General features: G+C 70.4%; 26 protein-coding genes, 1 tRNA gene and 2 pseudogenes. 14 read left to right on the top strand and 15 right to left on the bottom strand.

What is annotated here, in order from left to right; all coding sequences use genetic code 11:
• Window positions 1-8: 8 nt before the first annotated feature.
• Window positions 9-1541: a sigma factor-like helix-turn-helix DNA-binding protein gene (locus J4N02_RS01835; RefSeq protein ID WP_188333882.1), complete on the top strand. Its 1533-nt coding sequence runs from the start codon at window positions 9-11 to the stop codon at window positions 1539-1541.
• A 77-nt stretch (window positions 1542-1618) separates the two neighbouring features.
• A complete protein-coding gene (locus J4N02_RS01830) occupies window positions 1619-2074 on the top strand; it encodes a hypothetical protein (protein ID WP_188333881.1) in 456 nt (151 codons plus the stop codon).
• Between the two features lie 33 nt (window positions 2075-2107).
• Here J4N02_RS01830 and J4N02_RS01825 read toward each other — a convergent pair whose 3' ends face one another.
• The 4 genes from J4N02_RS01825 to J4N02_RS01815 all read right to left on the bottom strand — a co-directional run bounded on the left by J4N02_RS01825 (window position 2108) and on the right by J4N02_RS01815 (window position 4369).
• Window positions 2108-2956 carry a hypothetical protein gene (locus J4N02_RS01825; protein WP_397421342.1) on the bottom strand — a complete coding sequence of 283 codons (849 nt, stop codon included), beginning with the start codon at window positions 2954-2956 and terminating at the stop codon, window positions 2108-2110.
• Window positions 2881-3381, bottom strand: coding sequence for a hypothetical protein (locus J4N02_RS17280; RefSeq protein ID WP_375539350.1), 501 nt, complete (start codon window positions 3379-3381; stop codon window positions 2881-2883). The genes J4N02_RS01825 and J4N02_RS17280 overlap by 76 nt, the downstream gene beginning before the upstream one ends.
• Window positions 3374-3577 carry a sigma factor-like helix-turn-helix DNA-binding protein gene (locus tag J4N02_RS17275; protein WP_375539349.1) on the bottom strand — a complete coding sequence of 68 codons (204 nt, stop codon included), beginning with the start codon at window positions 3575-3577 and terminating at the stop codon, window positions 3374-3376. Before J4N02_RS17275 ends, J4N02_RS17280 begins: the two co-directional genes overlap by 8 nt.
• 261 nt (window positions 3578-3838) lie before the next feature.
• Window positions 3839-4369: a TetR/AcrR family transcriptional regulator gene (locus J4N02_RS01815; RefSeq protein ID WP_188333878.1), complete on the bottom strand. Its 531-nt coding sequence runs from the start codon at window positions 4367-4369 to the stop codon at window positions 3839-3841.
• A gap of 10 nt (window positions 4370-4379) precedes the next feature.
• On the opposite strand from J4N02_RS01815, the gene J4N02_RS01810 reads away from it, so the two are divergent.
• The 7 genes and pseudogenes from J4N02_RS01810 (at window position 4380) to J4N02_RS01780 (ending at window position 11468) form a co-directional block, all read left to right on the top strand.
• The gene (locus J4N02_RS01810) at window positions 4380-5297 is read left to right on the top strand and encodes an NAD(P)/FAD-dependent oxidoreductase (RefSeq protein WP_188333877.1); all 918 of its coding nucleotides are present in this window, start codon (window positions 4380-4382) and stop codon (window positions 5295-5297) included.
• A gap of 48 nt (window positions 5298-5345) precedes the next feature.
• Complete coding sequence (locus tag J4N02_RS01805) at window positions 5346-6260, top strand: polysaccharide deacetylase family protein (RefSeq protein WP_188333876.1); 915 nt, start codon at window positions 5346-5348, stop codon at window positions 6258-6260.
• Between the two features lie 94 nt (window positions 6261-6354).
• On the top strand, window positions 6355-7341 hold the full coding sequence (gene guaA / locus J4N02_RS01800; protein WP_188333875.1) for a glutamine-hydrolyzing GMP synthase: 987 nt from the start codon (window positions 6355-6357) through the stop codon (window positions 7339-7341).
• A 92-nt stretch (window positions 7342-7433) separates the two neighbouring features.
• Window positions 7434-8681 (top strand): alpha/beta fold hydrolase, encoded by a 1248-nt coding sequence (locus J4N02_RS01795; protein WP_188333874.1) that lies wholly within the window; start codon window positions 7434-7436, stop codon window positions 8679-8681.
• Between the two features lie 172 nt (window positions 8682-8853).
• Window positions 8854-9261 (top strand): annotated as a pseudogene (locus tag J4N02_RS01790) (SigE family RNA polymerase sigma factor); the annotation flags it as partial.
• Window positions 9262-9628: 367 nt separating this feature from the next.
• Window positions 9629-9904, top strand: coding sequence for a hypothetical protein (locus J4N02_RS01785; protein ID WP_188333873.1), 276 nt, complete (start codon window positions 9629-9631; stop codon window positions 9902-9904).
• A 127-nt stretch (window positions 9905-10031) separates the two neighbouring features.
• Window positions 10032-11468: an HNH endonuclease signature motif containing protein gene (locus tag J4N02_RS01780; RefSeq protein ID WP_188333872.1), complete on the top strand. Its 1437-nt coding sequence runs from the start codon at window positions 10032-10034 to the stop codon at window positions 11466-11468.
• 38 nt (window positions 11469-11506) lie between these two features.
• Here the strand turns inward: J4N02_RS01780 and J4N02_RS01775 are convergent, their stop codons facing one another.
• The 7 genes from J4N02_RS01775 to J4N02_RS17025 form a co-directional block, all read right to left on the bottom strand.
• Window positions 11507-12685: a VanZ family protein gene (locus J4N02_RS01775; protein ID WP_188333871.1), complete on the bottom strand. Its 1179-nt coding sequence runs from the start codon at window positions 12683-12685 to the stop codon at window positions 11507-11509.
• Between the two features lie 47 nt (window positions 12686-12732).
• Window positions 12733-13347: a response regulator transcription factor gene (locus J4N02_RS01770; RefSeq protein ID WP_188333870.1), complete on the bottom strand. Its 615-nt coding sequence runs from the start codon at window positions 13345-13347 to the stop codon at window positions 12733-12735.
• Window positions 13344-14573 (bottom strand): sensor histidine kinase, encoded by a 1230-nt coding sequence (locus tag J4N02_RS01765; protein WP_188333869.1) that lies wholly within the window; start codon window positions 14571-14573, stop codon window positions 13344-13346. Before J4N02_RS01765 ends, J4N02_RS01770 begins: the two co-directional genes overlap by 4 nt.
• Window positions 14574-14592: 19 nt before the next feature.
• The gene (locus J4N02_RS01760; protein ID WP_188333868.1) at window positions 14593-15393 is read right to left on the bottom strand and encodes an ABC transporter permease; all 801 of its coding nucleotides are present in this window, start codon (window positions 15391-15393) and stop codon (window positions 14593-14595) included.
• The gene (locus J4N02_RS01755; protein ID WP_188333867.1) at window positions 15390-16295 is read right to left on the bottom strand and encodes an ABC transporter ATP-binding protein; all 906 of its coding nucleotides are present in this window, start codon (window positions 16293-16295) and stop codon (window positions 15390-15392) included. Before J4N02_RS01755 ends, J4N02_RS01760 begins: the two co-directional genes overlap by 4 nt.
• 84 nt (window positions 16296-16379) lie before the next feature.
• Window positions 16380-16799, bottom strand: a complete 420-nt coding sequence (locus J4N02_RS01750) for a MarC family protein (protein WP_208091068.1) — start codon at window positions 16797-16799, stop codon at window positions 16380-16382.
• Between the two features lie 11 nt (window positions 16800-16810).
• Window positions 16811-16966, bottom strand: a complete 156-nt coding sequence (locus J4N02_RS17025; protein ID WP_208091067.1) for a MarC family protein — start codon at window positions 16964-16966, stop codon at window positions 16811-16813.
• 96 nt (window positions 16967-17062) lie between these two features.
• Between J4N02_RS17025 and J4N02_RS01740 the strand changes: the two genes are divergently transcribed.
• Entirely contained in the window at window positions 17063-17500 is a 438-nt protein-coding gene (locus tag J4N02_RS01740) for a tautomerase family protein (RefSeq protein WP_182818191.1), read from the top strand.
• A gap of 1 nt (window position 17501) precedes the next feature.
• Here the strand turns inward: J4N02_RS01740 and J4N02_RS01735 are convergent, their stop codons facing one another.
• The 3 genes from J4N02_RS01735 to J4N02_RS16690 form a co-directional block, all read right to left on the bottom strand.
• Window positions 17502-18068 carry a dihydrofolate reductase family protein gene (locus tag J4N02_RS01735; RefSeq protein WP_188333866.1) on the bottom strand — a complete coding sequence of 189 codons (567 nt, stop codon included), beginning with the start codon at window positions 18066-18068 and terminating at the stop codon, window positions 17502-17504.
• Between the two features lie 1101 nt (window positions 18069-19169).
• Complete coding sequence (locus J4N02_RS01730) at window positions 19170-19643, bottom strand: GNAT family N-acetyltransferase (protein ID WP_188333865.1); 474 nt, start codon at window positions 19641-19643, stop codon at window positions 19170-19172.
• Window positions 19644-19914: 271 nt separating this feature from the next.
• Window positions 19915-20598: a tyrosine-type recombinase/integrase gene (locus J4N02_RS16690; RefSeq protein ID WP_260519438.1), complete on the bottom strand. Its 684-nt coding sequence runs from the start codon at window positions 20596-20598 to the stop codon at window positions 19915-19917.
• A gap of 156 nt (window positions 20599-20754) precedes the next feature.
• Between J4N02_RS16690 and J4N02_RS01720 the strand changes: the two genes are divergently transcribed.
• The 3 genes from J4N02_RS01720 (at window position 20755) to J4N02_RS01710 (ending at window position 24249) form a co-directional block, all read left to right on the top strand.
• Window positions 20755-20830, top strand: a tRNA-Arg gene (locus J4N02_RS01720).
• Window positions 20831-21024: 194 nt separating this feature from the next.
• On the top strand, window positions 21025-22869 hold the full coding sequence (locus tag J4N02_RS01715) for a phosphoenolpyruvate carboxykinase (GTP) (protein WP_188333864.1): 1845 nt from the start codon (window positions 21025-21027) through the stop codon (window positions 22867-22869).
• 162 nt (window positions 22870-23031) lie between these two features.
• Entirely contained in the window at window positions 23032-24249 is a 1218-nt protein-coding gene (locus J4N02_RS01710; protein ID WP_182818197.1) for a globin domain-containing protein, read from the top strand.
• 34 nt (window positions 24250-24283) lie between these two features.
• On the opposite strand, the pseudogene J4N02_RS01705 reads toward J4N02_RS01710, so the two are convergent.
• Window positions 24284-24709: pseudogene (locus J4N02_RS01705) on the bottom strand (substrate-binding domain-containing protein); the annotation flags it as partial.
• Window positions 24710-24859: 150 nt separating this feature from the next.
• Here J4N02_RS01705 and J4N02_RS01700 point away from each other — a divergent pair.
• Entirely contained in the window at window positions 24860-26323 is a 1464-nt protein-coding gene (locus tag J4N02_RS01700) for an FGGY-family carbohydrate kinase (RefSeq protein ID WP_188333862.1), read from the top strand.
• Window positions 26324-26329 lie beyond the last annotated feature (6 nt).

Genomic DNA, 26329 nt, shown 5'->3' with positions numbered 1-26329 from the left:
GGGGAGCCTTGGCCGGCCTCAAGGACTCTCAACGACCTGTAGAAGTCGAGGCCGCGTGGGAGATGGTGAACTCAACGTTGCTGCCGGCCGGCGCCCAACGAAGCGCCAACGCTGTCGTCTCTGCGTACCTCCAAACCATCGATCCTCGCCATTCGGCAATTCTGGTGGAACGGATGGCCGGCCCGGTGAGGCGCACATTGGAGGAATTGGCGACCGACTTCCATGTGACGCGGGAACGCGTACGCCAGTTGGAGGGTCCGGCCGACGCAGACATCCGCCACCACCTTGAGCACGCGGAGGACTGGCTCCCGGTGCGCTGGGCAGTCCAGACCCTGATCCGCCAGGCGGGCAGCATCGCGCCGCTGGCATTGCTAGAGGGCTGCGTGCCCAAAGCGGACCGACGTGTCCGAAACCTCATCCGCTGGCTAGCGGGGTACAAGCAGTCGGCTGGCATGTTGATCCGCGACGGTTTCACTCTGCCATCCGTCAAGGATCTCCCCCGCGTCGATGGGAATGAACGGGTGATCGACGAGTACGAACTGATCGAACTGCTCGAGGGCGCCGGTGTCCTGGCGGAGCACGTGCCGCTTGCTATTGACCAAATTGCCGGGCTGTACCGCGTCGACGAGCAGCTGGTCGACTGGACCGGCTCGCTGGTGGACAAGACAATTGCAGTTCTGGAACTTCGGGACGAACCGCAGGAACTGGACGACTTGTTCGATGTCGTGGGAAAGGGCTCGGTTCGCTCTTTCCGTCAACGCGTGTTTGAGGACAAGCGACTAAGCAGGGTAACGAAAACGAAGCTCGGTCTCAGCTCCTGGGGTGGCACGCGCTACACCACGGTTGTCGACCTGATGGTCTCCCGCTTGCAGGGCGGGCCACGGTTGATTTCCGACTTGGCCCAAGAGTTGGAGGAGACGTACGAGGTTTCCACAGCGTCCGTGTCCATGTACTGCTATGCACCCATCTTCAAAGTCAGCGGCTACATCGTCGCTTTGAGGCGAGCGGATGATCCGTTCGTTCCGCGCGACAAGGCGGAACAGGTTCAAGGGCTCTGCTTGCTGGGAGAGAGTTTGATCTGGCATGTGCCAGTGGATGGTGACATCCTCCGCGGCAGTGGGAGAGCTATACCTCACGAGATAGGGACATTCCTTGGGCTCGCCCCGGGCAATCCTGGATTGCTGCTTAGGAACCCGATCGCGCACATCCCAGTGACTTGGTCAGAGAAGACCCATGTAGGTCCCAGCATCGGCTCACTCCAAGCACAGGCGAACGCATTGGGAGCCCAAGTTGGCGACGTCCTCAGGTTGAGCTTCGGCGAGCGACTCGGAGTCGACATGTCCCTCGTGGCGCCCCCGAGGCATGCCGAGACCCCAGCCGAGCGTTTGAGCCGGCTCACCGGGCTACCCGAGGCCGACTGTGCAGACGGCGATCGCGTTGCCGAGGCAATCGGGGTACCCAAGGATCAGGTTTTCGAGACCTTGATCAAGCGTGGGGATGAACTGTGGGCCGAGGCCTTCCAAGAACTGATAGAAGGGTGACCGACCCTACGCCTCGACCCTGTTGAAATGAAACTGGCACAGTTGATGAGAGCCGAATTGGCAACGGGAGGAAAGCCATGACGATCGCCAAGCTCTTCTGGGAAGTCGAGAACAGCCCCAAGTGGCAGGTCGTCCACCGAGCTTCAGATCTGCTCGTCGTTGAAGTTGCAGAAGGCTTGGCCGGACGGTCACAGTTCGTGGAGTTGAGGCACATCGTCAGACCAACTCTGGAACGCTTCGGCGCCCCTAGCATCTCGTTTCCTGAGGTCCTGCAAGTCATGTCCCGGATGTCCCGACACTCGGGCGGCTATTACGATGCCGACGACGACGAATTCTCCCGAATCATGGATATCGTCCTGAACGACTTCCAACTGTTCGGACGGACGCGACTGTTCCCGTTCCAGTACCTCTCGATGGCACTTCCAATCGAAGGCCTGTCCACACGAACCTTGGAGACCGCCATCCTCGCAGTCGGATTCGTCGCGGACCGGGTGGAACATACCCTCAGCAGCGGGCGGCTGGACCAATTCTGATCTGCCCCGAAGTCAGTAGAGATTGGCGACCGCTCAGCACGTAGGGATCGTAGTCGGCAGGTCGGACAACCGCGCCATGCTGCCCGTGTCACCGCGCGGGCCGTTGGCTCGGCGCACGACGAGATCCCCCATCAGCTCGGGGGTCATTTGCATCCCCTCGGTGGTGCCGTTGTCGTCCATGATCTCGAGCTGGTTGCCCGAGTTCAGATCCACCAAGGTGACCGTGCGGCCTCTCAGGACCAGTGCCGTGTCGCCTTCGACGGTGACGATGTCGGTGAGCGGGCCCTTCCAGATCGGGCGCGACTCTCCGGTCACCACATCGGTCAGGACCAGTTCCTCGGTGCCGTCGACCCTGTCGAGGTCATGGATCACCTCGTTGCCTCCCTGGAACCGCCAGTAGTCATCGGGGGGGATGAAAGACGGGATGGTCGCTTCCTCGAGGGTGTGGCGGTCGTACGCGACCCACGTGCCTTCCGGCTTGAACAGGATGAGGTCCTCCAACAGGATCGGATGACCCGATGCCTCGACCTCGAGGACCACCTGCGGCACGGCGTCCGGGTCGTCCACCCGGATCTGGGTCAGGCGGTCGCGCTCCGGTAGGGCACCGTCCTCACGGACGAAGTCGACCCAGCGCAGAACATCGCCGTCGACCCAGAAGACCTCGGGTCCGATGACGTCCCGTTCCTCGACCAGCAGCCGAGGTTCGGCGCCAGCGCCCTCCTGCACGAAGAAGCGCCACCACCGCGGACTGCTGGACGACCACCGCTCCCCGAAGACGATGCGCTCCTCGGTGAGCTCGGGGAGGATCAGGGTCGCTCCGTCCGCGATCGACGGGAGGACGAACGAGTCGCCGTCCATGCCGTGGGGGAAGTGGTGGCGCACGAGGCGTCCGTTCGCCTGCCCACCGTGACCGCCTCGCCGCGCACGGCCATCAGCCTGAGGTTGGAGCCCAACCCCGACGGCAGCTCCAGGGGTGCCGTGAGCGCCTCGCGCCACGCGTCCCTGATCTCCGGGCACGACAGCGTCGGCGTCACCACGGGCGACGGGGTGGCGGACGGGGTGGGCATCGGCGTCCCGCTCGCTGGTGTGGCGGGCACAGTCGGGGACGCCGCGGGTGCGGGCACCGCCGGCTGAGTCAGCACCTGCGGGACCAGCAGCGCCCCGGCCGTCACGACGGCCACCGCCGCCACCCCCACCGGGACCAGCCGGCGGCGGGCCGCGCGACCCCTGATGCTGGACGCCGCGGGCGCACCCTCGCCGGAGGGCGTGTAGCGGCTGAGGAGATCACGGAGGTCCTGTTCACGCATGGCGGGGCTCCTTGTCCTCGTCGAGGAGGACGCCGAGGCGGTCCCGTCCGCGGGAGAGCCACACGCGGACGGTGCCCGGCTGGGCGTCCAGTTCCTCGGCGACCCGGGCGACCGGGAGGTCGGCGAGGTAGTGCAGGACATGGCGTCCCGCTGGTTGGGGGGCGGTTCGCGCAGGGCGCGCTGCAGGCTGATCCACTCGGCCGCGTCGGGGTGGGGGTGGCGTCCGAACTCGCGGCGCTTGGTCCACGCCCGGACGAAGGCCTCCTGGACGGCGTCGGCGGCGGCGCCCGGGTCGCCCCACATGGCCGTCACGTGCCCGACGAGCACGGGGTATCGCGCGGTGAAGTACCGGTCGAATGCCTCCGCGTCCATGCCGCCCTTTCCATCGGACTCTCCCCCACCCAACGTTCGAGGGGCCCAAAAGGCAACACGCGGCGTCCCGCCCGCGCGGGATTCGTCAGTGACCGGCGAGGCGCGCGAGGTTCGCGGCGATGACCTCCGCGGTCGGCACCGCGTGCGGCCGGACCGTGGTGCCGTGGAGGATGACCCCGTCGAGGTAGTCGAGGAACGCGGGCGCCACGACGTCGCTGCCCTCGACCCCGAGGAGCTGCAGGGCCCCCGCCACGCTGCCCAGGAACCGGTCGTGGCCCGGGGCGTACCGGTCGGGGTCGGCCATGAAGAGCGAGAACCGCACCCGGGACAGCTCGCCGTGCTCGACGACCATCGCCCGCGCGAACGCACCCAGCCAGTGGGTGAAGGCCTCGAAGGTCTCGGGCGGCGCGCCCAGGGCGGCCCACACCTCGAGGTCGCGCTGCTCGATGCGGTCGGCGACGGCGTCCACGAGGGCCTGCCGGGTGCGGAAGTAGTTGGATGTCGTGCCCGCCGGCACCTCGGCCATGGTGTCGACCGCGCGGTGCGTCAGCCCCTTGAGCCCCGCGGCGGACACCACGGCGATCGCCGCGTCCCCCAACTCCTCGCGCCGGCCCATCCACTCCCCCTTGTCGAGTTACTACATTCATAGTAACTTCCCTGAAATTGGCACTATTTCTGTAGTAGGCGGCGGCATCGCCGGCCTCGCCCTCGCGGCGACGCTGGACCCCGAGCGCTGGTCCGTGACGCTGCACGAACAGGCGCCCGATCGCCCGCCGGCCGGAGCCGGGCTCGCCATGTGGCCCGACGTGATGGCCGCGCTCGACAGCATCGGCGTCGGCGATACCGTGCGCGCGAACGCGAGGCTGATCGACCGGTTCGAGCTCGCCGACGGCGCGCGGCGCACCCTGCACGTGATCGAGAACCGGAGCGCGCACCTGGTCACGCGCCCCCACCTCCTCAAGGCCTTGGACGCCGCGGTCCCGGCCTCGGTGGTCCGCAGCACGGGGCGGGTGGGGCGCCTGACACGTTGGCGGGCGACCTCATGGTCGGGGCGGACGGCGTCCGGGGAGTCGAACTGGTACCTCGCGCACCGCGCCAACGGGGAGTTCGCGAACATCTCGGCCTGGGGCGACGCCACCGCCCACCGGGTCGCCGTCGCGCTCGCCGCGCGGTTCGGGGCCGAGGCAGAGGCGCTGATCGGCGCCACTACCCCGGCGGCCATCCTGCGGCAGGACCTCTGGGTCGCGCCGGCGCGCTGGCGGCTGAGCTCGGGCCGGGCGGTCCTGATCGGGGACGCCGCCCACGCCATGGCACCCAATCTCGGGCGGGGTGCCTGCGAGTCCATCCTGGACGCCGTGGCGTTGGGTCAGGCGCTCAGCACGATGGACGTCCCCCGCGCCCTGCGGCACTACCAGCGCACTCGGGCCGCGCGGACGCAGGGACTGCGGGCGGCGTCCAGTCTGGCCATGCGGGTGTCGATGCTGGAGCGCGGCGCCGGACTACGTGACCGCCTGGTGCGGCTGCCGGGCGTGCGTCACCGCTGAGCCGAGGGTCACGGACGGGCCCTCGCGAAGCGGGCGTAGGGTGGCCACATGCCCACCCCCCGGGATCTGTCTCGTCGTCGCCTGCTCCTGACCGGAGCGACCGCACTGCTCGCCGGCTGCGCGGTGCGTCCCTCCGCCGAACCAGCGGCACCCGGCAGTCCGCCGACGTCCGCCGCAGCGGGGCCCACGGAGTCCCCCACCTGGAGCGCCGGCCCGGCCACGGTCTCACCCACGCCGAGCCCGACGCCGTCGCCCACACCGAGCGGCACCGTGCTGGCAGAACGGGCCACGGTGCCGGTGCTGTGCTACCACCAGATCCGCGACTGGACGAAGGACGACTCGTCCTACAGCAAGCAGGTGCTGATCTGCCCGCCGGCCAACTTCAGGCGCCAGCTCGATGGGCTCGCCGAGGCCGGCTATACGACCATCAGCCCCGACGACTACCTGGCCCACCTCGGCGGGGCGTCCCTGCCCGACAACCCCGTGATCATCAGCTTCGACGACGGCAAGGACAGCCAGCCGCTGGTCGCGGGGCCGGAGCTGGTCCGGCGGGGCATGGTCGGCACGTTCTTCGTGATGACCGTGGTGATCGGCAAGTCCGGGTGGATCACCCCGAAGCAGATCAAGGGGCTGGCCGACGCGGGGCACACCATCGGATCCCACACGTGGGACCACCACCAGGTCACCAAGTACTCCGGCGACGACTGGCGGATCCAGTTCGACGAGGCACGCGCCACCCTGCGCAAGCACTCCGGGCAGGCCGTCGAGACGTTCGCCTACCCCTACGGCGCGTGGAACCCCGCGGCGCTTCCCCACCTGGCCGAGGCGGGCTACACCACGGCGTTCCAGCTGGGTGAGAAGCCGGTCGATCCCGGCGCCCCCGCCCTCACCCTGCGCCGGGTGCTCGTCAACTCGACCTGGTCGGGCGACGCCATCGTGAAGGCGGTCAGGCAGGCCCCCTGAGTGACGCCCGGCCGCAGCCCGCGGCGTCCGGGAATGCACCAGCGGTGAGCCGCGGCAATAGGCTGGGCACGCAGCCAAGGCCTGAGGAGAAGTCATGGACGAGCGGGAGTCCCTGGAGAAGCGCACCGGGTTCGCCGGGAGCATCACCGAGTACGTCGACGTCATGGTCGAGCAGGTGCGCCAGCAGGTCGGCGACAAGCGGGTGCTGTGCGCGCTGTCGGGCGGCGTGGACAGCTCGGTGTGCGCCGCGATCGTGCACAAGGCCGTCGGCGACCAGCTCGTCTGCGTCTTCGTCGACCACGGCCTCATGCGCGCCGGCGAGCCCGAGATGGTCGACCAGCTCTTCGGCGACCACTTCGGCATGAACCTCATCTCGGTGGACGCCGTCGACCGGTTCCTCGGCAAGCTCGAGGGCGTCGACGACCCCGAGCGCAAGCGCAAGATCATCGGCGAGGAGTTCATCCGCGTCTTCGAGGAGGAGGCCCGCTCGCTCGGCCAGATCGACTACCTCGTGCAGGGGACGATCTACCCCGACATCATCGAATCCGACTCCGACAAGGGCGTCGTCAAGAGCCACCACAACGTCGGCGGCCTGCCCGAGGACTTCGACTTCGAACTCGTCGAGCCCGTGAAGTACCTGTTCAAGGATGAGGTGCGCGCCGTCGGCGAGGCCCTCGGGCTGCCGCACGAGCTCGTGTGGCGCCAGCCGTTCCCGGGCCCGGGTCTGGCCGTGCGCGTGGTGGGTGCGCTGACCCCCGACAAGGTGCGCATGGTGCGTGAGTCCGACGCCATCTTCCGCGCCGAGGTCGCCGCCGCCGGCCTGGAGGGCGAGGTGTGGCAGTACTTCACCGTGCTGCCCGGCACGCGTTCGGTCGGCGTCACCGACGGCTACCGCACCTACGGCCAGGCCATCGTGCTGCGTGCGGTGCTGTCCTCCGACGCCATGTCCGCCGGTGTCGCCGAGCTGCCGTGGTCGTTGCTGAACAAGGTGACCCTGCGTATCTGCGCCGAGGTCGAGGGCGTCAACCGCGTCATGTACGACACCACCCCCAAGCCCCCGGGCACCATCGAATGGGAGTGAGCTGACCGTCTGCTCGCGAAATGTGCTCCTTGCTCTTTGCGCCACGTGCATTACGTCGAAGGAGCACATTCTGCGAGCACTAGCCTGACGCCATGCGCACCAGCACGGACCGGCTGCCCGGACTGACCCTCACCAACCTGTTCCTCGACGTCCCCCTCGACCACGCCAACGACGGCGCGGGGACCATCGAGGTTTTCGCCCGCGTCGTCACCGGCGAGGGCGGGGAGGACAAGCCGTACCTGGTGTTCCTGCAGGGCGGCCCGGGCCACGAGGCGCCGCGCCCGTCACTGGGACCCGACAACCCGCCGTGGCTGCGCCGCGCGCTGCAGGACTACCAGGTCGTCATGCTCGACCAGCGCGGGACGGGGCGGTCGACGCCGTTCGGCCCGGCGTCCGATCTGGCCGGCAGCGAGGCGACCGCCGAGTACCTGACCCACTTCCGCGCCGACGAGATCGTCAACGACTGCGAGGCGGTGCGCGAGGCGCTGGGCGCGCGCACGTGGACGATCCTCGGCCAGTCCTTCGGCGGGTTCACCGCACTGCACTACCTGTCGGTGCGCCCCGAGAGCCTCGCGGGCGCGGTCATCACCGGCGGGCTGAGCGCGGTGCAGCACCCCATCGAGGACGTCTACGCCGCGACCTGGCAGATCATGGTCGGGAAGTCCGAGCAGTACTACCGGTGGTTCCCCGGCGACCGGGAGCGCATCCGGCAGCTCACCGGGCTGGCCGCGGCCGGCGAGATCGTCCTCCCCAACGGGGACGCCGTCTCCCCCGACCGCCTGCGCACGCTCGGGCACAAGCTCGGCGCGCAGGGCGGGGCGGAGCAGCTGCACTACCTGCTCGAACTCGACCACCGCTCCCCCGCGTTCGCGCACGACCTCGCGGCGGCCCTTCCCTTCGGGGCGCGCAACCCGCTGTACGCGGTGTTCCACGAGTCCAGCTACGCCGACGGCGTCCGGACCCGCTGGGCCGCCGACCGCACCATGCCCGACGCCGTGCGCGAGGACCCGACCCTCCTCGCCGGCGAGCACCTGCACCGCAGTCTGTTCGCCGAGGCGTCCGAGTTGAACGGCTGGGCCGAGGCCGCCGACCTGCTCGCCGAGCACCCGTGGCCGCAGCTGTACTTCCCCGAGAAGCTGGCCGAGGCCGACGTGCCCGTCGCGGCCGCCGTGTACGCGCGCGACGCCTACGTGCCGCTCGAGTACTCCCTCGAGACGGCCGCCATGCTGCCCGACTGCCGCACCTGGGTGACCAGCGAGTACGAGCACAACGGACTCCGCATGGGCAGCGGCGTCCTCGACCACCTGCTCGGCCTGCTGTCCGGGCGCCGCTGGCTGTAGACGCGGCCGGACGCCGGCAGCCTGGGCCGCCGGCGTCCGATCGTGGAGGTGGGCAGGGGTCAACGGGTGATGATGGCCCGCGGGGACAGGTGCATGCCGTGCCCGGTCGCGGTGTTGGTGCACTCGACGGTGTCCTCCCAGTTCACGCACTGGAAGTCACCCCGACCGCGAGCAGGCCCACGACCTGGTCCAGACCGCGCTGCTGAAGACGTACCTCGCATGGTCGCGCGTGCGGCACGACGACGCCCCCGCCTACGCGCGCCGGATCCTCGTCAACGCGAGCGTCGACGCCTGGCGCAAGCGGCACGGCGAGGTGGTCTCGGACGAGGCGGTCGAGGCGCACGCACCCGTGTCGGCGTCCGGCTTCGAGCAGGTCGAGGAGCACGACCGCGTCGGCTGCATGCTCGCCACCCTGCCCCCGCAGCAGCGCCGGGTCGTGGTGCTGCGTTACTACGCCGACCTCTCCGAGCGTGAGGTCGCCGACCAGTTGGGCCTGTCGCTGGGCACCGTGAAGTCGAACGCCGCCCGCGGGCTGGCCTCGCTCCGCGCCCGCTACGCCGAGGAAGGACTCCTGTCATGAACGGCTTCGAGGACCTGCTCCGCCGCGACCTCCAGGCCAGCGGCTTGCGCAATGCTCTCGTGGTCGACGTCGACCCCGTCGTCGCCTCCGGGCACCGGACGATCCGGCGCCGGGTGCTGACCACGTCGGCCCTGGGACTGGTCGCGGTCGTGGCCGTGGTGGGCGGCCTGGTGTTCCGGCCGGGTGCGGTGCCGCCCGTGGCCGAGCCCGCGCCGAGCGTGGTCGCCTCGCCGAGCCCGGCACCGACGACAAGTGACGGTTTCGCTCCATCGGATCCCACCCCGGAGCCCTCCGCCACGCTCGACGTCGCGCGTTGGGCCACACCCAGTGTCGATTTTGCGTCCCCTCGACGCGGCTCGCCTGCGCGATGCGGCCCGACGGGGTCACGTGCGCGATCCCCATGGAGTTCACCGGCACGGTCCCCGAGGTCGACTGCGTCGACGGCCCCGGCCCGGCCACCGAGGTGGACCTCGCCGACGGCGTTCCGGTGTACTCGTGCGCGAGCGACCCGGCGGCGTTCCCAGGCAACGCCCTGCGCCTGGGCGACTTCATGTGCAGCAGCGCCGAGTCGGGCGTGACCTGCACCAACACTGCCACCGGGCACGCGGTGAAGCTCAACCGCCAGGAGATCGTGCTGCGCTGATGGGCCCTGAGGTGGGTTGCTTCGCTGGGCTGTCAAGGGGCGCGGGCAGATGTGGACAAGTTGACCGAGTTCTCCACATTTCCCGTCAGGCGTTCTATTCAGGCGCTCGGTTCCGTAGCGTGGAGCCATGGACGAGCGCACCCCCACCGCCACCGCTCTGGCCGGCGCGCGCTCGCTGCTGAGCTCAGTCGACCACATGGGTCGCAAGCGTCTGGACGCCGAGGCCCGCCTTGCGCTCGTCACGGAGGTGGTCGCGCTCGGGCGCCAGGTGGAGGCCCTGCGTGCCGTGCTCGTGGCCGAGGCCGACCGGGCGCGATCCGCGGAGGCGGCACGCGGGACGAGCATCAAGTCCCTGCTCGCTGTCTCGGCCAAGGTGACCGCCGGAGAGGCCTCATCGTGGGTGTACGCCGGCAAGGACATCACCGCGCACCCGAAGGTGGCCGAGGCGACGCTGGCGGGCGATGTCTCCGTCGCCCAGGCCCGGGCCATCGACAAGGTCCTGGGCGAGCTGCCGGCCACGCTCAGTCACGAGCAGCGCGAGCAGGCGGAGGACATCCTGCTCGGCAAGGCCCACCTCGTCGACGCGAAGGATCTCGCCCGGCAGACCCGGCGCGTCCTCGAAGCCGTCGCCCCGGAGGTGGACGCGGTGGAGGACGAACTCTCCCGCCTGGACGCCCAACGCAAGCGCGCCTGGGCCGCTCGGTCGCTGGTCTTCAGTCCCGACGGGGACGGCAGCCTCCGGTTCCGCGGGCAACTGCCGACGCTCGAGGGCGAGGCCTTCAAGCGACTCGTGGAGGCGCACTCCGTCTCCAACCGGCGCGCCTTGGAACACGCCGGGGATCGCCACGACGAGGCCGGTCTGAGGACCTCCGAACAGCGCACCGCCGACGGGTTGGTCGCGCTGGTCGCGGCGCGGCCTCAGGTGGGCTCCGCGCGGAGGCCGACTGAGGGGCAGTTCCCTAGGACTGCCGACGCGTCCGCGACACAGCCGTCGACCGCCGGGCGCGCGACCTCGATGAGGCCGACCGTGGTGGTCACCCTCTCCTACGACGACCTTCTCGAGCGCGCCGAGCAAGCCGGCGTGCTCGCGGGCGGTGAGCAGCTGACCGCCGGTGAACTGCGCCGACTCGCCTGCGACGCGAACGTCCTGCCCGTGATCCTGGGTTCCGCCAGCGTGCCGCTCGACGTCGGGCGCGAGCAGCGGCTCGTCACACCGGGCATCCGGCGCGCACTGGAGGTTCGCGACCAGGGCTGCGCGTTCCCGGGCTGCCGCGTCCAGGCGCACGCCTGCGAGGCACACCACATCACTCCGTGGTGGGCGGGCGGCGATACGGCACTGGGGAACCTGGTGCTCCTGTGCCCGCACCACCACGGCACGGTCGAGCCGCTCCGCTTCTTCGACCGCGGGGCTCCACCCACCCGCTGGACCGTTCGGATCGACGACGAAGGCCAACCCGTGTTCACGCCACCCCGGTCCAGACCGCCGGTCGACCAGACACCACTGCGGCCCGCGCGGACGCCGTGTGCCACCGGGAGCGACGCCCAGGCGGTCCTCCTCGAGTAGCACCGGGAAGGCCCGCGGCGAACGACCTGCTGCGGGGCTCAGATCACCGGGTGATCTCGGGTCGGTAGAACGGGCGGGATCACCTCGTCCGGGATGTCGTCGACCGTGCGGATGTCGACCACCTCGCAGCCGGTGACGACGCCGCTCAGCGACCGGAACGTGCGCGTGAAGGGCACCATCACGACCGCCGTCGCGGCGATCACGAGCCACGGCAGGCTGGCCCACGGGTCGAGCTTCAGCCACCAGTCGAGCACCAAGGTGAGCAGCATCGGGCCGGGCACGACGTGGGCCCGCACCAGCCGTTGCACCAGCGTCCCGTGGGTCAGCTCACCCGCTGAATCGCGCCACATCGGCGTCAGCCACACCATGTACTGGCCACCCGACGCCGCGTAACCACCCCAGGGCGGCACGACGAAGCAGACGATCCACGGGATGCCGACAGTGATCGCGAAGCCCACCCAGCCCAGCGACGCGATGCCACCGCTGGTGTCGACGCCGAGCACCAGCGCCCCCACCAGCGTGAGGATCGACAGCACCGCCGACAGCACCGTGAACGCGAACGCGTCGGCCAGCATGCCCAGCCACCGCCGGACCATCGTCACCGGCCGCGGCACGTGGCGCTGCACGGCGAGGTCGCGGGCGTGGGGCATCCAGGCGAGCAGCAACGGCGCGATCAGCGCACCGATCAGGGCGCCGAGGGTGTTGGTGAGCACGTCATCGACGTCAAAAGTGCGGTAGGCGCACGGGTAGATGCCGAACAGCCCGGTCAGCTGGGCGGTCTCGATGAACACGGACGCCCCGAACCCACTCAGCGTCGCCACCAGCAACCCCCGGTGCAGGAACTGCCGCACGACCACGCCCCACGGCACGAACAGCACCACGTTCAGCACGACCTGCAGCACGGTGAACGACCACAGCGCGTCGGGCAACCCGAACCGGTCAAGAGCGCGGGCGATGTCGCCGACGAACGCGCCCGGCACCGCCTGCGGGATCGGCGCCCGCGTGCAGTCGAGGGTGTCGCGGTCGGGCAGCGGCAGCCACGTGTAGGTCAGCAGCGCCGTCGTGTACGACGCCAGCCCGAACGCGCCCAACAGGCGCGCGGCGTTGGGGCGTCCGTAGCGCCGGTACTGCCAGGCGACCACCGGCACGAACGTGACGACGAAGACGATCAGGGCGTTGACCAGCGCGAGCTGGCCCTGTGCGATCCAGGTGGACATGCTCTCCCTCGGGGGTGGGACCCAGCCACCCTACGCCCGCCCGCCCCTCAGATCAGGCCGCGCTCATAGGCGACCCGCACGGCCGCCGCCCGGTCGGAGACCCCGAGCTTCTCGTACACCCGCGACAGGTGGGTCTTGAACGTGGTCTCGCTCACGTGCAGCCGCGCGGCGGCCTCGCGGTTGGTGCCGCCGGCGGCCAGTTCGCGCACCACGTCGGCCTCGCGGGCGGTGAGCGCGACGGGCCCGGCCCCGCGCCCGGCCAGGGCGGCGAGCGCGGACGCCGCGAGCACCGGTCGCCCTGCGGCCAGGTCGCGGACGGCGCGGATCAGGTCGGCGCGCGGGGTGTCCTTGAGCAGGTAGCCGTCGGCCCCGGCGGCCAGCGCGGCGCGAATGTCGCGGTCGGTGTCGTAGGTGGTCAGCACGAGGATGCGCGGCCGGTCGGACCGCTGACCGCGCAGCGTGCGGATCGCGTCGACGCCGTCACCGCCGGGCATGCGGAGGTCCATGAGCACGACGTCGGGGTCGTGGTGCGCGACCATCGCCACGGCCTCGGGCCCAGACCCCGCCTGGGCCAGCACCTCCAGGTCGGGCTCGCGGGCGAGGATCGCGACGATCCCGTCCCGCACCAGGGGGTGGTCGTCGGCGATGACGACGGTGATCATCGGTCCTCCTCGGTCGGGGCGGGCTGCTCTGCGGGGGCCTCGCCTGGCGTGGCATCCCCACCCAGGGGCACGTGGGCGACCAGATGGGTGCCGTCGGGCGTGGACGCGACCTCGAGGCGTCCACCCACCGCCGCCAGGCGGTCGCGCATGCCGCGCAGGCCGAACCCCTGGTGGGGCTGGTCGGGGTCGAAGCCCAGTCCGTCGTCGGCGATCGCGAGGCTGGCCTCGCTGCCCTCGTAGCGCAGCACCACGTCGGCCCGGCGCGCGCGGGAGTGCTTGGAGACGTTGGCCAGCCCCTCCTGGGCGACGCGCAGCAGCACGTCGTCGTGGCCGGTCGCGGTGGCCGTGCCCGCCACGGTGAGCTCGCCGTCCAACCCGGTGGCGGCGCGCCACTGGCCGAGCAGGTCGTCGAGGGCGAGCGGCAGGTCGGCGTCGTCGAGGCGCGGCGACGCGAGGGCGCGCACAGCCCGGCGGGCCTCGTCGAGGGCCTCGCGGGCGGCGGCGTCCACGATGGAGAGGCGACGGTCGCGCTCGGCCGGGTCGACGGCCGCGGACGCCGCGTCGAGCTGGGCGATGATGGCGACGAGGTCCTGCGCGACGGTGTCGTGGATCTCGCGGGAGAGGCGGGCGCGCTCCTCGGCGATGCCGGCCTCGTGGGCCTGGGCGACGAGCTGGTCGCGCAGTGTGGCCGAGCGCTGCTGCTCGGCGCGCAGCTCGTCGTTGGTGCGGGCAAGCTCGACGTAGAGCCCCTCGCGGCGGCGGTTGAGCACGAACATGAGCCCGGTGATCGCGAGGTTCACGGCCACGAACGCGGCGTAGACGAGCGGGATGAAGAGCACGGAACGCGGCCCGCCGACCTGGGCGACCGCGATGACCAGCGCGACGCCGACCATGCCCGCGAGGCGCTGCGGCACCGACCGGAAGCCCGCCGACTCGAAGTAGCCGATGAAGAGGTAGAGGCCGAACGCGGGCGACAGCCAGACGGCGGCGAGGGCCAGGCCGAGGTTGATCCAGAAGAGGAACACGCGCCGGCCCTCGGAGGTGCCGGGCCGGTGGGCCGCGACCCGGACGACCGCCAGCGCGACGGCGAGGGCGACCAACCAGGGCAGGTCGGCCACCCGCACGACCGGGACGCCCGCCAGCGCCATCACGACCGCTGCGACCAGGCTGGCCCCGAGCAGGCCGAGCGGGACTCCGAGCGGGAGCTCCTCGCGGCGGGTGGTCATGGTGCTCATCCTGCCCGACTCACTCCCAGCGGAAGGTGCGGACGGCGACGAGGGCGGCCGCGGCGGTCCAGACGACGAGCACCACGAAGGGCTGCCACGAGGGCTGGACGCCGACCGCGGCGTCGATCATCGCCTGCGTCGCGGCGCCGCCCGGGGTCAGGTCGGTGAGGGTCACCAGCCAGTCGGGGAAGAACACGCGCGGCAGCCACAGGCCGGCGGAGAACCACATCAGGGCGGCGACGACGTTGCCGAGCCCGGCCGCGACCTGCGGCGACGGGACGACCGCGGCGAGCAGGGTTCCGAGGGCGAGGAAGGCCACCAGGCTGAGGACCGCCGCGAGCGCGAACCAGCCGAGGTGCTCGGGGAGCCCGGCGCCCGCGATGGCCGGGACCGCCACGATGAGGGCGGCCACGACCAGACCGACGGCGGCGACGACCACGAACAGCGCCGCGAGCAGCGTGGCCGGCGAGGCCGGCGTCGTGCGCAGCCGGCGCAGGATGCCCCCCTGCCGGTAGCCGCCCAGGATCGCGGGAACGATGGTGAGCCCCAGCACCGAGGTGGCGAACAGCAGGATCGTGGGCTGGTAGGTGCGCACGACCGAGAGCCCGCCGAAGTCGGCCAGCGGCTCGCGCGCGGCCGGGATCGCCGACATCACGATGATCGCCGCCAGCGGGAGGACGGCCCCGAAGATGAGCGCGGCCGCCTCCCGGAGGATCAGGCGGGTCTCGCTGCGGAGGTGCGCGGCGAACGCGCGGGTGAACCGGTCCGTGGGGGTGGTGGTGGCGAGGCTGCGGGTGGCGGGGGCGGTGGCGGCGGTCATCGGAGGGACCCTTCCTGGGTGAGCGAGAGGTAGGCGTCGTCGAGCGAGGGGGTGGTGACGCGCAGCTGGCGGGCGACGATCCCGCTGCCGGCGAGCGCCGCGAGGACCACCTGCGGGGAGTCGGCGTCGCCCTGGACGCTGACGCGTCCGCGGTCGACACTCACCGACGTCACACCGGGGAGGCGACGGAGGGCGTCCAGATCGATGGCCGGGTCGGCGGCGAAGGAGGTCTCCTGGCCGCCGGTGCCCGCGGCGATGTCGGCGGGGGTGCCGGCGGCGACGATGCGGCCGTCCTCGAGGATGACGACGCGGTCGCAGAGGAAGGCGGCCTCCTCCATGAAGTGGGTGACGAGCAGCATGGTGACGCCCTCGTCGCGGAGCAGGCCGAGGTACTCCCAGATCTCGCGGCGGGCGGCCGGGTCGAGGCCGGTGGTCAGCTCGTCGAGGAAGGCGATGCGGGGGCGTCCGATGAGGGCGAGCGCGATCGAGAGGCGCTGCTGCTGGCCGCCCGACAGCTTGCCGAAGGGCTGCCCGGCGTGGGCGGCGAGGCCGAAGCTCTCGAGCAGCTCGCCGGCCGGGCGGGGGTTGGCGTAGAAGGCGGAGTAGAGGTCGAGGGCCTCGCCGACGCGCATCCGGTTGGGGAGGCGGCACTGCTGCAGCTGCATGCCGAGCATCTCGCGGAGGGCGAGGGGGTCGGTCGCCGGGTCCATGCCCGCGATGTCGACCGTGCCGCCGTCGCGGGCGCGGAGGCCTCCGATGCACTCGACCGCCGTGGTCTTGCCCGAGCCGTTGGGCCCCAGCACGCCCACGATCTCGCCCTCGTCGACGGTGAGGTCGATGCCGTGGAGGACCTGGTGCGTGCCGTACGACTTGGTGAGCCCGGAGACGGTGATGAGTGCCATACCCCAAGGGTTCCGTGGCGGCCGCCCTCGAACCTCCCCCACCCGCCCCGACCTGGGGTCATCCGATCGGAGGATGCCGGGGGCTCACCGCAGGATCGGGATCAGCTCCTGCAGGCCGGCGATCACCATCGCGACGGCGATGGCGGCGACGATGCCGGGCACCCCGTCGGCCTGGCCGGTGAAGATGACGATCGACGCGATCGACCCCGGGCCCAGGATCATCGGGAACGTCAGCGGGTAGAACGAGATGTCGGCCGCCGCATCGGGGTGGGCGTCGTGCGCCGGCCCGGACGCCGGACCCGTCGCCGTCACGCCCGCCTCGCCCCCGGCCGAGGCCATCGCCCGAGTGCGCATGCGGGCCTTCTCGGTCGGGGTGCCCTCGTGGGCCGAGCTGCCACCGTTCAGCATGCCGAGGCCGATGGTCATCAGCACGATGCCGCCGGCCACCCGGAAGTGGCTCACCGAGATGCCGAAGAACCCCAGGATCGCCGAGCCACTCGCCATGACCACGATGCTCACACCGCGCTGTAGACGACCACGCGCAGGCTGGTGCGGCGCTGCCGTGCGTGGTCGTAACCGCTGGTCAGCGCCAGGAACATCGGCAGGGCGATGAACGGGTTCATGATGGCGAAGAAGGCACCGAGTGCCTGCACGAAGAGGGCCGAATCCACGCTGCGCATCGTCGCATGTCGCGGCGCGCCACCCAAGCTCACCCCGGGCAGACAAGGGGCGTTGACCGGCCCCCACCCGACTCCTACCCTCGCCCCATGCCGACCTACACCGTGCGCACCACCACCGGACGCCTCAACGGCGACGCCCGCGCCACCCTCGCCCGCGCGATCACCACCGCCCACACTGCGGCCACCGGCGCGCAGGGCTTCTTTGCCCAGGTCGTCTTCGAGGAGGTGGATGCCGACCGCCACTTCGTCGGCGGCGCCCCGATCGCCGACGAGCTGGTGTTCGTGCACGGGCAGATCCGCGCCGGACGCACGCCCGAGCAGAAGGCGGCCCTGCTCGACGCGCTGGGCGGTGCGGTGCGTGAGGCGCTGGGCGTCCCCCGCCGGGCGGTGTGGGTCTACCTCGTCGACCTGCCGCCCGCGAACATGGTCGAGTACGGGTACGTCCTGCCCGCGGCAGGGGACGAGGCCGCGTGGTTGGCGTCCCTCGACGACGACACCCGCCACCACCTGAACGCGCTCGGCTGACCTACCCGATCGTGAGCCCGGGCCCGTACGTGAGGATCGCGTTGCCCTTCTCGGTGATGCGCGAGTCGAGCAGCTCGAGACGCAGGGGTGCGGCGTCGGCGAACAACCGGACGCCCTCCCCCGCCACCGCCGGGTGCAGGCAGAGGGTGAGTTCGTCGAGCAGTCCGGCGGCGGCCAGTTGGCGCACGACCGAGATCGATCCTTGGACGCCCACCGCCCCGCCGTCGGTCTGCTTGAGTTGGCGGACGAAGTCGAGCAGGTCGGCCTCGATGAGGGTGGAGTTCTGCCAGGTGAGGTCGTCCTGGGTGAGGGTGCGCGAGGCCACGTACTTGGGCAGCCGTTTGATGAAGTCGGCGAAGGAGGCGTCCTCCTCGGGGGCCTGGTTCGGCCAGTAGCCCGCCCACTGCTCGTAGGTGGTGCGGCCGAGGATGCCGGCGGCGACGCGTCCGATGGCCTCGGTCATGAACTGGCCCAGGCCCTCGTCGAAGGAGTCGTACTGGAAGAGGTAGGGGTCGGAGACGACCCCGTCGAGCGAGGAGAACAGGGCGGCGACGACGGGACGGCTCATGGGGGGCTCCTTGGGTGCGGACTCGCGGGTGCTTCATGGCGCACCCGCCGATCGACGGCGTCCAGAGCCAGCTCCCCGGGACACCCCGCGACCCTGTTCCCTAGTTCGGGGCCCGCCGCGTCCACGTTCACCTGGTGCCGGGCAGGTAGCCGTCGTCCTCGTCCTCGAAACGCTTGATGTCGGCCTCGATCACCGCACCGATTCGGGCGGCGACGTGCAAGCGCGGCGTCGAACGCCTCGAGCGTCGACGGCCAGGGCTCGTCGACCATCTGGCCGCCCTCGGTGTGGACGTCCAGCCTGCCGGACTCGGCCCAGCGGACGACCACGTCGTAGCAGCCGCCGTGGGTCCACACGGGTGAGTCCGGGCGGGGACGCTCTCCGCCGCCCTCGGCGTGCCACATGAGGGACATGGAACCCGGGTTGTTCGTGTCGAGCATCGGCGGCTCCCCCATACCGGCTGCTCGCAACGGTTCGGCGAGGATGGCCAGGGCGCGCGCGTGCAGGGCTGGGTCGAACGGATAGACGCCTCGGGTGGGGTTGTCCATGCCCCATCATCCTCGACGCGAGACCGGACGCAGCCGTGGCACGTCACCGAGACACGGAGAGCCGCACTGAACAACGCACTGAAAGCGGCATGACCGGCCGAGGCATGATGGCCGTGTGACTGGGCCGAGGCAGACGCGACAGGGTGCTGAGCACCAGCGACGCTCCGTGGAGCGTGGAGCAGTGGCCGTGGGGCTGGCAGGGCTGGCCGCCTTCCAAGCAGCCCTTGCGATCGGGACCCCTTGGGGCCGAGCCAGCTACGGCGGCGCTCACATCGGCGTGCTTCCCAGCCGCCTCAGGGTCGTGAGCGCAGGAGCCGCGCTCCTCTACAGCGAACTCTCTGTCGCGATCGTGAGTCATCGCACCCCGCTGAGGGTGCGCCGCCATGTCCTGACCGGAATCACCGCACTGATGGGTGTGGGTGCCGTCCTGAACGGCATCTCGCCTTCCTGGCCCGAGCGAGCGACGTGGACTCCCACAACCGCCCTGCTGGCAGCACTGGCTTGGCGAGCTCGCCGGGACGGCTGAGACGTTCCTCCGAGCGGCAGATCCGGACATCTACAGGGACAACTTGTACCCCTGGTGGGTAGCTGCATAGCCGAGACGTTCGTAGAAGCGGTGGGCATCCGTGCGCTGCTTGTCGCAGGTCAGCTGAGCCAGCGTCGCCCCATGCTTCTTCCCGTAGTCGTGAGCCCAGGCGAAAACGGCGGTGCCCAACCCAGTACCGCGGGTCGAGGATGCCAGGCGAACGGCTTCGATCTGCAGGCGCTTGGCGCCGCCCCTCGCCAGACCCGGGATCAGTGTGAGTTGCAGGGTCCCAACAAGTTCTCCGCTTTGATTGCGAATCGCTGCCAAGAACTGGTTTGGATCATGGTCGATGTCATCGAAGGCAATCTCATAGGGCGCCAAGTTGGGTAGTTCCCGGCCCTTTCCGAGGAAGTCGTCCCTGAGGAGTTCCACCAGCGCGGACACGTCCGAGCGGCTCGCCTTGGTGATCGTGAAAACTTCGTCACCGACGATGAGTTGGTCCATGTCTACACCGTGACACAGGAGACCACCGGCCGCCCCCGAAGCACCGCGCCGGTTGGGCCCCGAACGGCCGGTCGCTGGCCACCCTCGGCAGAGGGGATCGACGAGCCGCCGCTGACCTGGCTGGCACTGGCCCACCCCGCGGCCCGTCCTTCACTCCGCTGGCGTTGGGACGCCAGCTGGATGCGGATGGGCCAGCACCGTCGCCCGGCCCGTGACGTGAACCCGGATGCCCAACCCTGCCCCCGGGCCGCCGCGAAAATGGGTGCGCTGGTCAGGTGCCGGATGCCATGTACGCGGCGAGAATGTAGTTGGGGTGACGGTCGAGGTTCTTGCGGGCACGGTCGTAGCGCATGGTCGTGCGGGGGTCCGCATGACGGGCTGCGATCTGGACGTCGCGGAGGTCGACGCCCGCGTCCAGCATCGTGGTGACGAAGGTGTGTCGCAGCATGTGAGGGTGCATGCGGGGCAACGTGATGTGCGCTTGGACGGCGAGTCGTTTGAGCCTGCGGGTGGCGCAGTGCCTGTCCATGCGCGTGCCGCGGCGGGTGCGAAGGTCCGGCCCCTCCGTTCGCCCGGCCACGGCGGCTTCGATGGCGCGTTGGACTGCGGGTGGGAGCGGGGTGAGCACGACCTTGCCGCCCTTCCCGCGCACCTTGAGGACGCGGTGTCCGTGTTCCTCGCCGAGATCGGCGATGTCGGCACCGCACGCCTCGAAGATCCGCAGGCCCAACAACCCGAGCATGGCGACAAGGGCGAAGTCGTTGGGGTTGGGCGACGTCCGGCCGGCGTGGAGCGTGGCCTCGAACTGGAGGTGGGACAGGCCCAGCGTGGGTGACTCCGGCGGGACGTTCGGGCGGCGGGGCGGCGACTGCGCGAGCGAGCGGGTCCTTGGTGTCGGCGGGGAACAGCACGATGGTGGCGGCTGGTGCGGTGTCCATGGCTGAGCATGCGCCACCCCCGCAGGCCAGACAACACTCGGGGCTGCAACTCTGGAGTTGTGGTCCAGTCCGGGCCGCCACGCGCGGCAGAGCGGGCACCCCACGCAACTCAGGACCTCGTTTGGACGTGGCGCTGGAAGGGTAGTAATGTATCTACTCGGTCACCGACCGATGCGCTTGTAGCTTAATGGATAGAGCATCTGACTACGGATCAGAAGGTTGGGGGTTCGAGTCCCTCCAAGCGCGCCAGAGGCGCCCCGCACCACACTGTTGGTGCGGGGCGCCGTTGCTTTCCCCAGGCCCTGCCGCGGCGGGTGCCGCAGTATAGGCAACGGGCACCTCGGTTGGTTGAAAACCACGCCAGCGGTGCAGGATGTTCACAGCGGAACTGGTCAAGGAGCTCGTCGACGACCCGTCGGTGAGCAGTAACGCAAAGGAGCACAATGACCGTCGAAACCATCCCGAACAACGCGCCTGCCAACGCGCCTGCCGACCTCGTGTCGTGGGTCGAAGAGGTCGCCGCTCTGACCAAGCCCGACGCGATCTACTGGGTGGACGGTTCCGAGGCCGAGCGTGACCGCCTCAACCAGGAACTCGTCGACTCCGGTGTGTTCATCAAGCTCAACGAGGAGAAGCGCCCCAACTCCTTCCTCGCCCGTTCGGCCCCCTCCGACGTCGCCCGTGTCGAGTCGCGCACCTACATCTGCTCCGAGAAGGAGGAGGACGCCGGCCCCACGAACAACTGGGCCGACCCGAACGAGATGCGCGAGACCCTCAACGGTCTCTTCGACGGCGCCATGCGCGGCCGCACGATGTACGTGATCCCCTTCTCGATGGGCCCCCTCGGTGGCGACATCTCCCAGCTGGGCGTCGAGATCTCCGACTCCGAGTACGTCGTCCTGAACATGCGGATCATGACCCGCATGGGCGCCGAGGCCATGGACCTCATCGCCAAGGGTGCGCCGTGGGTCAAGGCCCTGCACTCGGTCGGCTACCCGCTGGTCGACGCCGAGGGCAACAAGCGTGACGACGTCGCGTGGCCCTGCAACGACGACAAGTACATCACCCACTTCCCGGAGACCAACGAGATCATCTCCTACGGCTCCGGCTACGGCGGCAACGCGCTGCTGGGCAAGAAGTGCTTCGCCCTGCGCATCGCCTCCACGATGGCCCGCCGCGACGGCTGGATGGCCGAGCACATGCTCATCCTGAAGCTCACCCGCGAGGCCGACAACAAGGAGCTCTACCTCACCGCCGCGTTCCCGAGCGCCTGTGGCAAGACCAACCTGGCCATGCTGCAGCCGACGATCCCCGGCATCAAGGTCGAGACCGTCGGTGACGACATCGCGTGGATGCGCCCGGGCAAGGACGGCAAGCTCTACGCCATCAACCCCGAGGCCGGCTTCTTCGGCGTCGCCCCCGGCACCTCCGAGAAGACCAACCCGATCGCGCTGAAGTCGCTCGACCACGACGTCATCTTCACCAACGTCGCGCTGACCGACGACGGCGACGTGTGGTGGGAGGGCCTCACCGACGAGAAGCCCGCGCACCTGATCGACTGGAAGGGCAACGACTGGACGCCGGAGTCCGACGCTCCCGCCGCCCACCCGAACAGCCGCTTCACCGTGCGCGCCGACCAGGCCGACACGATCGCCCCGAACTGGGAGGACCCGGCCGGTGTCCCGGTCGACATCATCCTGTTCGGTGGCCGCCGCGCCTCCAACGTCCCGCTCGTGGCCGAGGCCTACGACTGGGAGCACGGCGTGTTCATCGGTGCGACGGTGTCCTCCGAGCAGACCGCTGCTGCTGAGGGTTCGGTCGGCTCGCTGCGCCGCGACCCGTTCGCCATGCTGCCCTTCTGCGGCTACAACATGGCCGACTACTGGCAGCACTGGCTGGACATGGGCAAGGTCCTCGGCGACAAGGCCCCGAAGATCTTCCAGGTCAACTGGTTCCGCAAGGACCAGAACGGCAAGTTCCTGTGGCCGGGCTTCGGCGACAACGCTCGCCCGATCGAGTGGGCCATCAAGCGCGTCCTCGGTGAGGTCGACGCTGTCGACGCCATCTCGGGTCGTCTGCCCGAGAAGGGTGACCTGAACGTCGAGGGCCTGGACATCGACCAGGAGACCCTGGACAAGATCTTCGCCCTGGACGCCGACGCGTGGGCCAAGGAGGCCGACCTGACGGAGGAGTACTTCAAGCAGTTCGGCAAGAAGCTCCCCCAGGCGCTCAAGGACCAGCTCGACGACCTGCGCGACCGGATCGACCCCGAGCACGCCGCTCGTTGATCCACCAGCTGATTCCCATCAGCGAAGGCCTGGCCCCCTGTGGGGCCGGGCCTTCGGCGTCCGGGCTTGTCAGGGGCGGGGATAAACCGAATGCATCCTCCAAAACCGGGGGGCCCTAGGTTGGGCGATGACATCAACGTCGACGTCAGAAAGGGTCATCCCATGAAGCTGTCCCCCGCCTCCGAGGCGATCGTCAAGGCCACCGCGGCGGTCGTGGCCGAGAACGCCGAGACCATCACCAAGACCTTCTACCCCGACATGTTCGCCGCGCACCCCGGGCTGATGCGCGTCTTCAACAAGGCCAACCAGGCGATCGGCGAGCAGCCGAAGGCGCTCGCGGCGTCCGTGGTCGCGTACGCGGTCAACCTGATCGACCCGAACGCCCCCGACTTCACCCCCGTCATGCAGCGCATCGCCCACAAGCACGTCAGCCTGGGCATCAAGGCGCAGGAGTACACCATCGTGGGCCACCACCTGATGAAGGCCGTCGGCACCGTGCTCGGGGACGCCGTCACCCCCGAGGTGGCCGCCGCCTGGGACGAGGTCTACTGGCTGTTCGGCTGCGCCCTCATCGCCGAGGAGGCCAAGCTGTACGCCCTCGGCGGCACCGACCCCGCCCAGCCGTGGCGGAAGTACCGCGTCGTGGAGAGGTTCGAGGAGAACGACGACATCTTCTCGCTGGTGCTCGCCCCCGTGCAGGGCGAGGCGCCGCGGCACGAGACCGGCCAGTACGTGGCGATCGCGGTCGACCTGCCGGGTGGCCAACGGCAGCCACGGCAGTACACCATCTCGTCCGGTCCGCGGGGTGACACGCTGCGCGTGACGATCAAGCGGGTGCGCGGCGTCGACGGCGCCCCCGACGGCCAGGTGTCGAACTGGCTCGGCGACCACGCCCAGCCCGGCACGGTCCTGGACGTCTCGCAGCCGTGCGGCGACCTCGTGCTGGACGACTCCGACGGCCCCATCGTGCTGGTGTCGGCGGGCATCGGCATCACGCCGGTCGCGGCGATCCTCGAGGACCTGTCCCGCCGCCAGCCCGAGCGCACCGTGCGCATGTTCCACGCCGACAAGGCGCACAGCACCCACGCGTTGTATGCGTCGCTGCGCCGACAGGTGCTGTCGATGACCGACGCCAGGGCGCAGAACTGGTACGAGGCGGACGCCACCAGCGCGCCCACGCTGCACCCCGCCCGCGAGGGCTTCATGGACCTCACCGACGCCGACATCCCCGCCGACTCGACGGTGTTCATGTGCGGCCCGCTGGAGTTCATGAACGCGATGCGCAAGCAGCTCATCGCCAAGGGCGTCTCCCCCGAGCGGATCCGTTACGAGGTCTTCGGCCCCGACCTGTGGGCGCAGAACCCCGACAGCGCGGCCTGATCCGGAGCCGGCGGGGGTAGGGCCAGGCAGCAGCTCAGTCGATCCGGTCGTACCCGTCCTGGTCGTCGGAGGTGAGGGTGTCGAGCACGATCGTGCGCGGTGGGGTGGTCTCGCCCTGGATGCGCTCGAGCAGCACCTTGGCGGCCTCGGTGCCGAGGTCCCGGGCGGGCAGGTGCCACACCTGGATGCCGCGCGGCTGCCACGTCACCAGCGGAAGCCCGCCGAGCGAGGTGACGCCGATCTGGCCCGACTCGAGCCCGCGCTCGAACAGCACCCGGATCACACCGGCGGCCAGCTTGTTGTTGGCCGCGAAGATCGCGTCGGGCGGCTCGGGCAGGGCGAGCAGGTCGGTCACGCCGGTCTCGCCACCGTTGACCGTGTAGGGCACGTGCCGCACGAGTTCCTCGGGTGCCGGACGCCCCACCTCCTGGTAGGCCTGCCTCCAGCCCGCCAGGTGAGTTCTCCTACCCCTCGACCCGGGTGGTGGGCGACGAGTTGTGGGTGACCTACACGTGGCAGCGCCGCGGGATCGCGCTGACCCGTGTCCCGCTCGACCTGCTCGCCGGCGAGTGACAAGGTGGGCCGGAGGACGGCTCAGGAAGGATCGGCCATGGACGGGGTCTACCTCGGGGTTGATGTCGGCACGTCGAGCACGAAGGGCGTGCTGGTCGACCACGCGGGCACGGTGATCGCCCAGACCAGCCGCCAGCACCGGGTCGACAACCCGCGCCCGGGCCAGTTCGAGATGGACGGCGCCGTCTGGTGGGACGAGTTCGTCTCGATCACCGGCGAGCTCCTCCGCAGCACGGGCGCCACCGTCGCCGCGGTCGGTGTCTCGGGCATGGGCCCCTGCGTGCAGCTCACCGACGCCGACAACACCCCGACGACGAAGAGCGCCCTCTACGGCGTCGACATGCGCGCGACGGCCGAGATCGACGAGCTCGACGACGAACTCGGCGCCGAGGCCATCTTCGAGCGCACCGACACCTACCTGACCACGCAGGCGGCCGGCCCCAAGTTCCGCTGGTTCGCGCGACACGCCCCCGAGGCCTACGAGCGGTCCACCCGGTTCCACATGCCCGCCTCGCTGCTCGTGGCGCACCTCACCGGCAAGTACGTGCTCGACCGGCAGTCCGCCTCGCAGTCCACGCCGCTCTACGACGCCGCGACCCAGGAGTGGCACACCCCGTGGGCCGAGGCGGTCGCCCCCGGCATCGACCTCCCGCGCCTGGCCTGGGCCGGCGACGAGGCCGGCCGCATCACCGCACGGGCGGCGTCCGAGACGGGCCTGCCCGAGGGCATCCCGGTGACCGTGGGCACCATCGATGCGTGGGCCGAGGGGCTCTCGGTCGGCGCCACGAAGCCGGGCGACCTGATGCTCATGTACGGCACCACGATGTTCCTGGTCGGCAACACGACCCAGCGCGTGCGGCACCCCCACATGTGGGGCACCACCGGCCTCGTCGCCGGCCAGTACAACCTCGCCGGCGGCATGGCCACCTCGGGCGCGATCACCACGTGGTTGCGCGACCTCACCGGCGCCGACTACGCCACGCTCTCGGCCGAGGCCGCGGCGTCCACCCCCGGGGCCAACGGCCTGCTCATGCTGCCGTACTTCGCCGGCGAGCGGACGCCCATCCAGGACCCCGACGCCCGCGGCACCATCGTCGGGCTCACCCTCGCCCACACCCGCGGCGACCTCTACCGGGCGGCGCTGGAGGCGACGGCGTTCGGCGTCCGGCACAACGTGGAGACGTACGCCGACGCGGGCGTCCCGATCGAGCGCGTCGTCGCGGTCGGCGGCGGCACCACGGGCAGCCTGTGGCCGCAGATCATGACCGACGTGATCGGGCGCCCGCAGGTGCTGCGCGAGAAGTCGGTGGGCGCGTCGTTCGGGGACGCCTTCCTTGCGGCCCGCCTGCTCGACGACACCCTCGACATCGACGCCTGGAACCCGGCCGCCGACACCCTCGAGCCCCGACCCGGCCCCTACGAGGAGCTGTACGCGCTGTACGGCTCGCTGCACGAGGCCTCCCGCGACACCCAGCAGGCCCTGGCCGCGCGCCAGCAGTAGTCAGCA

The sequence above is a fragment of the Propioniciclava sp. MC1595 genome (genome assembly GCF_017569205.1).
In the GTDB taxonomy this organism is placed as follows: domain Bacteria; phylum Actinomycetota; class Actinomycetes; order Propionibacteriales; family Propionibacteriaceae; genus Propioniciclava.
The sequence above is the reverse complement of the archived record's forward strand: the minus strand, read 5'-3'. Positions and strand labels throughout refer to the sequence as shown.

Excerpts from the sequence above, each read along its gene's own strand:
- J4N02_RS01735 (WP_188333866.1), bottom strand. The coding sequence starts at position 18,068 with ATGAGCCGTCCCGTCGTCGCCGCCCTGTTCTCCTCGCTCGACGGGGTC.
- guaA (WP_188333875.1), top strand. The coding sequence starts at position 6,355 with ATGGACGAGCGGGAGTCCCTGGAGAAGCGCACCGGGTTCGCCGGGAGC.
- J4N02_RS01780 (WP_188333872.1), top strand. The coding sequence starts at position 10,032 with ATGGACGAGCGCACCCCCACCGCCACCGCTCTGGCCGGCGCGCGCTCG.
- J4N02_RS01760 (WP_188333868.1), bottom strand. The coding sequence starts at position 15,393 with ATGACCGCCGCCACCGCCCCCGCCACCCGCAGCCTCGCCACCACCACC.
- J4N02_RS01700 (WP_188333862.1), top strand. The coding sequence starts at position 24,860 with ATGGACGGGGTCTACCTCGGGGTTGATGTCGGCACGTCGAGCACGAAG.
- J4N02_RS01830 (WP_188333881.1), top strand. The coding sequence starts at position 1,619 with ATGACGATCGCCAAGCTCTTCTGGGAAGTCGAGAACAGCCCCAAGTGG.
- J4N02_RS01815 (WP_188333878.1), bottom strand. The coding sequence starts at position 4,369 with ATGGGCCGGCGCGAGGAGTTGGGGGACGCGGCGATCGCCGTGGTGTCC.
- J4N02_RS01740 (WP_182818191.1), top strand. The coding sequence starts at position 17,063 with ATGCCGACCTACACCGTGCGCACCACCACCGGACGCCTCAACGGCGAC.
- J4N02_RS01755 (WP_188333867.1), bottom strand. The coding sequence starts at position 16,295 with ATGGCACTCATCACCGTCTCCGGGCTCACCAAGTCGTACGGCACGCAC.
- J4N02_RS01785 (WP_188333873.1), top strand. The coding sequence starts at position 9,629 with ATGCGGCCCGACGGGGTCACGTGCGCGATCCCCATGGAGTTCACCGGC.
- J4N02_RS01795 (WP_188333874.1), top strand. The coding sequence starts at position 7,434 with ATGCGCACCAGCACGGACCGGCTGCCCGGACTGACCCTCACCAACCTG.
- J4N02_RS01750 (WP_208091068.1), bottom strand. The coding sequence starts at position 16,799 with ATGGCGAGTGGCTCGGCGATCCTGGGGTTCTTCGGCATCTCGGTGAGC.
- J4N02_RS01710 (WP_182818197.1), top strand. The coding sequence starts at position 23,032 with ATGAAGCTGTCCCCCGCCTCCGAGGCGATCGTCAAGGCCACCGCGGCG.
- J4N02_RS17280 (WP_375539350.1), bottom strand. The coding sequence starts at position 3,381 with ATGCGTGAACAGGACCTCCGTGATCTCCTCAGCCGCTACACGCCCTCC.
- J4N02_RS01805 (WP_188333876.1), top strand. The coding sequence starts at position 5,346 with ATGCCCACCCCCCGGGATCTGTCTCGTCGTCGCCTGCTCCTGACCGGA.
- J4N02_RS01775 (WP_188333871.1), bottom strand. The coding sequence starts at position 12,685 with ATGTCCACCTGGATCGCACAGGGCCAGCTCGCGCTGGTCAACGCCCTG.
- J4N02_RS01765 (WP_188333869.1), bottom strand. The coding sequence starts at position 14,573 with ATGACCACCCGCCGCGAGGAGCTCCCGCTCGGAGTCCCGCTCGGCCTG.
- J4N02_RS01715 (WP_188333864.1), top strand. The coding sequence starts at position 21,025 with ATGACCGTCGAAACCATCCCGAACAACGCGCCTGCCAACGCGCCTGCC.
- J4N02_RS01730 (WP_188333865.1), bottom strand. The coding sequence starts at position 19,643 with ATGGACCAACTCATCGTCGGTGACGAAGTTTTCACGATCACCAAGGCG.
- J4N02_RS01770 (WP_188333870.1), bottom strand. The coding sequence starts at position 13,347 with ATGATCACCGTCGTCATCGCCGACGACCACCCCCTGGTGCGGGACGGG.